This window comes from Prevotella sp. CAG:255, assembly GCF_000431195.1.
In the GTDB taxonomy this organism is placed as follows: Bacteria; Bacteroidota; Bacteroidia; order Bacteroidales; family Bacteroidaceae; genus Prevotella; species Prevotella rara.
The window spans coordinates 28695-35061 of sequence record NZ_HF986860.1; the positions used below are offsets into that span (position 1 = coordinate 28695).

Below are 6367 nucleotides of genomic sequence, written 5' to 3' on the forward strand. Positions count from 1 at the left end.
CGTAAGGAGCCGGGTCAACAGACTCAACTGCAAGAATAGCCGGGTCAATGTTGAATGCTACAGTGAAGTCTGGGTTACATGTACCATGACCCTGCATACCATCAGTCCAAGGTGTTTCTTCGTTGAAATATTCGTTAGCAATTGACTGTGAATCTACCTTAAGAACATAAGCACCAAACTCATTGATTTCTTTCGGAGTCTGTGTGCCAATTTCAACAAACTGAGCTGTTACAACAAGGCCAAGACCTGTTTCATCCTCATTTGTAGTCAAAATTGCATCAGCAACTTTCTCTTCACCTTTGTAAACGGCAGCTGTAGCTGTAGATGTTGTATACACTTTCTCACCATATGTAAATTCAATCTTATCCAGGCTTGTGCTGTAAGAATTTTCTGCAGGTGTTACAGATTTGAAGTTCAAAGAAGCGTCTGCAAAACGACCGTCGTTCACACCAAATGTAAAGTTGTAACCGCTTCCGAATACAACACTTTCAGGGAAGCCTTCTGCCTTAGGCTCAATTTCATTGCCCTCTTCATCAGTCAAATCAAGCTGAAGGATAACGTCTGTTACAATAGTTCCCATAAAATTATAGAACGCTTCAGACATAGTACACTTAATAATAGTATGACCATTACCTTCATCATACTTAACATCCGGCTTTTCCCAGTCTAATGTTCCGTACATATCCATCGGGTAAACACAGTTCTTAACTTTAACCTTCTTGTCAACTTCAACAGTTACAACCTTTCTGTCATCCTTAAAGCTGAGCAGCTGGTCTTCTGTAGGATAAACGACATTTGGTTCTGGTTCAACTTTTACAAGATTTACAACAGTCTTTTCAACTTTTGCTGTACCACCCTCAAATGTCAGAGTTGTTGTCTCAGGAGTTTCGGTACCCTGCTCCATACCTTCTTTTGTCTGATATGACTCAATAATGATTTCGTATGTACTTCCTTCATACATATACCATGCATTATCAAGAACACGGTCGTCTTTTACAATTTTCCCAGGACCAACCATTATAACATCTTCACCTTCTTCAGCCTCAGATGTATAATACTGGTGCATAATGCCTTCATCACCATGGAACTCACAGTGAACATACTTAACCTTCTTGTTCAATGTAACCTTAACCTGATTATCCCAGCTGATTTTCTCAACCTTTGAACCCTGCTCAGGCTCTGAACTTACAACCTGCAAAGAGCTGGCACCTTTCTCCTCAAAAGAAACGGCTATCTCTAAATCAAAAAAGAGTTGTCTGTTATTATAAATAACATAAGTCTTACCAGCTTCAACCTCCAAAGAAGAAAAGTTTGCATCCACACCCATTGAAACATTCAACGGAGTTCCATCCTCCAACATAAATGTCGGGTAAGACCAACCATGCTTAAGAGATAAAGTACCATCTGCAGGAGCTGTAAAGCTAGCATAAACGATGTCATTTACAACATAAGTGTCACCATCGGCAATCACATACGGATCCTCTTTGGTACCCGAACCGCTTGGGGTAGCATTGACCCCCAAGACACATAGGAATGCCATCAAACTGATTAGTAAAGATTTCATAATACTTAATTTTAAATTAATAATAAGTTAGCATTAAATTATATAGGAAGGGTTGGGGACTAGCCCCATACCCTTTTCTATATCTTAGGTTCTTAAGGTCCATGCCTTGCTGTCTGCTGTATTATGTTTTGTGAAGTGTTTTTCTGATACAAACATACAAGGCAGATCTAAATATTTATTTAACGATTACTTTCTTAACAACGCTTACGCCGTCGCTTGTAGCCTTAACGATAAACAAGCCGTTCTTTCCGCCTGTGCTTACCTTAACAGCACCAGAAGTAGAGTTAGCATTGCTTATTACGCTTCCGCTTACATCATAAACAGTAACGTTGAGATCGCTTCCGCCGTTAACGCTTATTGAACCGTTCTCACCAGAAATTGTGATACCGTTTTCAGATACTGTTGCATCGTTGATTCCAGCTGTTCCGGCTGACATCTTAAGTCTTGCAGCATTCAGAACGCGCTCTGTATTTGCATCGAGCAACATAACAACAACCTTAGTGTTATCCCAGTTCTTAACGTTTTCAGGCAGGCTGAATACCTTATTGAATGCAACAGGCTGACCTGCAGTTACGCTTACAGGGATGAAACCTGATTCACCTGCGAAGTTGTCGTTTGGCACTTTACGTGCAACATCGTTGAATGTTACAACAGCAACGCTTGAACCATACTTGCCGCCCTTACCGAACTCACCGAATATAGGCTGGTCGAGAACGTAGAAGCCATTAAGCTGAGGTCCTTCCAAACCATCCTCAAGAACAACAAATGCAAGATTGTGGTTCAGAGAGTTCATGGTTAGAGCATAGTTTACATTACCTGTAATCTGTATGTTCTTGCTTGAAGCATCGTAAATAGCCTTGTCGATGCTTACATCTGCAATTGCATAATTTTCGAACTCACGCTGAGCTACATCATAGAATGTATTGTTGCCTTCTGGTGAATCGAAGTGATACTGCTCGCTTCCATCAACATACATCGGCGCATAAAGAGTGTCTATACGGTTAACCAGACCCATAGGCTGTGCTGTTATACCGAAATATGTATTATAGTTCTCATAAGCAAACTGGTCTGTTCCGATTATAGAGCTATGAATAGCGATAGGTATAACCTGCTCACCGTAAAGTTTCTCAAGATTTTCCATTGCAAGGATTCCCTGAGGACAATTCTTACACTGCTGACCAGTGCTTTCTTCTATAACTACATGCTTTGTTGTCTCAAAAGCAAGGTTGCTGATAGTGTTTGTCTGGCTGTAAACAGTACCGCCGAGATCAATGCTTATAGTATACTTATTCTGTGCACCTACAGTCAGAGGCAACTTGTCAGGGAATGTGAAAGAATAATTCTCTGCACTTGTTATAGGCTTGCTAGGTGTATCTGTATAAGTGCTCTTGAATGAGCCGTCTTCAGAAGTAAGTGTTGCATTAATAGTGTTATAAGTCTTATCACTTGTGACCTTAACTATTACACCAACATTTGTAGACTCTTTGTTAACCTGCGTGCTTTCTACATTAGGAACGAAGTTGAAGTCGCCCTTGTAGTAAACCTTCAGATTATCCAAGAAGATCATACTCTGATTTTCGTTCTCATTAACGAAAGCGATATAGATATTCTTACCTGCATATTCTGCGAGAGATTTCTCAACATGTGTCCAGTCACCTGTCAGATTTTCCTCTGACTCACCGGGAGAAAGCTGCTCGTCATAAAGAACCTTACCATTAGCCTTGAACTTCTCATAAAGTTCTGTTGTGAAGTTAGAATAAACAGCATCATCCTCAAGAACGAGAACCTTAAGTCTGTCTGCCTTTGACTTATAGTATGACTGAACGTCAAAGCTGAGATAATAGTCGGCATTTTCTATTGACAGACGAGGTATTGACATCCAGTCGTCTGATTTTCCTGTAGGATTATAGATAGATGTTGAAGCTGCACAGTAGTCAGAGCTGCTTTCTGATTCACGGATTACGAAAAGCCAAGGAGAATTGTCGGCATCAAAGCCTAAATCCTGCATTGCACTTGACGGCTTGTTGTGGTCACCTTCATAAAGGAGGTATTTAACCATAGAGTTGCTAGGATCATTGAAGTCATCAGAGAAGAGGCTTCCGTCAGAACTGATTTCAGGCTCGTATGCACCTGTGTAATTAATTGTAATCTCATTGTTCGGACAGAATCCCATAATATCTGTAACAGAACCAGCCTCTACAACAACCTTATATTTCTCATCTTTTTCAAGATAACGCTTGAGGCTAGGATACAGAAGGATTGTGCTTTCTGCTCCCTGCACAAAGTTAAGTTCACAAACCGGTGATGTCTGACCATCTCTATACAGATAAGCCTTAGCATCTTCAGATATAGCGATAGACAAATCGAAGAGAATCTGTACAGGATGCTCTGAACTTATTTCAGATACATTTGCCTGATCTGCAGGAGAAACCTGCTGTACAGCAGCCGGAGTCTCGGCACGGCCGATATACTTAATTGAGATTTCATCACTCTTGATAGAGTTGTCTGCCATCAAATAGAATGCCCCAGCAGGGATCTTCATTGTATATTCCTCGTCAGCATTGAGAGCCTGAGGTATACCACCAATAGTGAATGTCTTGTTACCAGACTGAGCTGTAATGTTATACTCTCTCAACACCTTACCAGAAGCGTCCATGAACTGAGCCTTAACACCAGATGTTACAGCGGCAGACTTAGAGAAAGCCAACTTCATCTGACTGAATTTAGCAAACTTAGAGCCATAAGCAGGAGAAACGGCATAAGTGCCTAATGGATTAACGCTGCTTGCAGCTTCGCTGATAGTTTCAGGGAGACGAATGATATAACCCTTTGTCTTTGTCTCAGACATACCGATCATGGTCTTTTCATCATCAGAAACTCCTTGAATTGTTCCTGTGAAATCATAGCCAGTACGCTCATAGAAGTTCATATCATAACGGCCAGAAAGAATTTCGTCTATTCCGTACCAAAGACTACCCACACGTACGTAAGCAGAACGGACAGGGTTTACGGCAGGACTGCAAGCAAATACAACGCCTGTATTTGAAACAGCACTTCCGTCACGGTCTTGCTCTTCGCTTTCTGTATTATATAATATACAAGAGTTGTCGCTTGTATTGTAAAGATAGCTTGAAAGGTATGAACCACCAGCCACCTGTACGATACCGGTAAGATATTTACCATTGTTACTCATTGTTGACTCGTCAACAAATGTTTCGTCAGGCACTTCTCCGAGAGCATTGTCTACATATTTGCACTCCTGAGTTGTCTTGTTGTAAACATAATAGCAAACAGTTGCAGGAGTTACAAAGTTAATAATACCAGAAAGGATGTTACCATCAGGACTAACATTGTCTATACGTACCTGCTGAGTGTTTGTTCCAAGCTTTGTTTTCTTTGGGAAATTAGGAAGTTCAGCATACACATCAATTGCACGATATGTACCATCAGACTGCTTCTCCCACAAAAGCGGTGTTTCAACATAAGCATGACCTGAGAAGCCACCTGAATTGCTCCATCCACTGATGTATTTACCGTCAGGTGTTACAGATGTAGCTTTTCCAGGATTCTCAGACTGAAGAGTGATCCACTTACCCTGATTCATGTCATAATAAGCAGGCTTGCTGTCATAGGTACCAACAATGATTTTTCCATCATTAGTAACGTCTGTAGCTTCGAGTGACTTTATCAAGTCTGCTTCAACCCAGAGTTCAGTAAGAGCACCTGTCTCTACATTAATAAGATAAGGATAGGCATACTTACTTTGATCATCATCATTCACACCAGCAGCAGTAGCCCACAAGCCATTGTCTGACAAAGATGTGAAAGCTGCAGCCTTGGGGAAACTCACAGTGGTAAGCTGTGCTTCCTGTGCTGAAGACGGAATTGCCCACTGCAGGCCCAAAGCCAACAGGATACATAAATATAAACTTTTCTTTACCATACAATAAAAATTAAAAAATAGGATTTATTTTACTTTACAATCACTTTTTCTATACGTCCGTCAGCATACTTCAGGATGTTTATGCCTTTCTGAGGAGCATCAAGAAGCTGACCATTGATCGAATAGCGTGCTACGACCTTATTATCTGCATTATTCTGAATACCGTCAATACTTGCAGTACCATCATAAATGAAATTAATAGTAATTTCAGAATCAGGCAGCATAGATTTAGATCCCTGAGCTGATATTTTCACTGTAGTTGTACCTGCAGCAACAGGAACCCACTCTGTATCAGTTGAGATATCAATAGTTTTGCCTGCATCTGCATTGGCATTCTTCTCTATTACAAAGATTTCCCCTTCTTCAGTTGGTACTGATGTACAATTCCCTGCACAACAAGCAGCAAAAGATCCGTTAGCCAACTCTTTTACATCATATGAAACTTTACAGCTTAGAGTCTCAGAAGAATTATTCTTAATATAAACTCCACTTAAAGGAATTATGGGCACCTGTATAATTTCATAAGACCCATCAGGATTAAATATAAAATCTTCCTTATAGCCTATCTTATCCATTGTAAGAGTTGCACCATTTTCAATGGTATTGCCGTCACCATCAACGAATATAAAACTCTGTGCATTCATTGCAACACAGCTAAATAACAAAGCGATACAAAGAGTAAATAACTTTTTCATCTTGTTCTTTTATTAAAATGTTAAAATTGTTTTTTATAGTAGGATTGAAAGAGGGTATCAATGAGAGTGCATCAAAATGGAATACACTCTCATCGACATTATTTATCATTCATTCGGCTGTGCGTCGTCTTCAGTACTGATAACGGGTACTTTAACTACCTGCTG

At 40.3% G+C, this 6367-nt stretch carries 3 protein-coding genes; all 3 read right to left on the bottom strand.

Annotation, left to right across the window (positions count from 1 at the left end):
- Nucleotides 1-1471: hypothetical protein (locus QVO66_RS12065; protein WP_288172864.1), on the bottom strand; the 1471-nt coding region annotated here is incomplete at its 3' end.
- A 268-nt stretch (nucleotides 1472-1739) separates the two neighbouring features.
- Nucleotides 1740-5507 carry a choice-of-anchor J domain-containing protein gene (locus QVO66_RS12070; RefSeq protein ID WP_021855747.1) on the bottom strand — a complete coding sequence of 1256 codons (3768 nt, stop codon included), beginning with the start codon at nucleotides 5505-5507 and terminating at the stop codon, nucleotides 1740-1742.
- 29 nt (nucleotides 5508-5536) lie between these two features.
- Nucleotides 5537-6202, bottom strand: a complete 666-nt coding sequence (locus tag QVO66_RS12075) for a hypothetical protein (RefSeq protein ID WP_021855748.1) — start codon at nucleotides 6200-6202, stop codon at nucleotides 5537-5539.
- Between the last annotated feature and the right edge of the window lie 165 nt (nucleotides 6203-6367).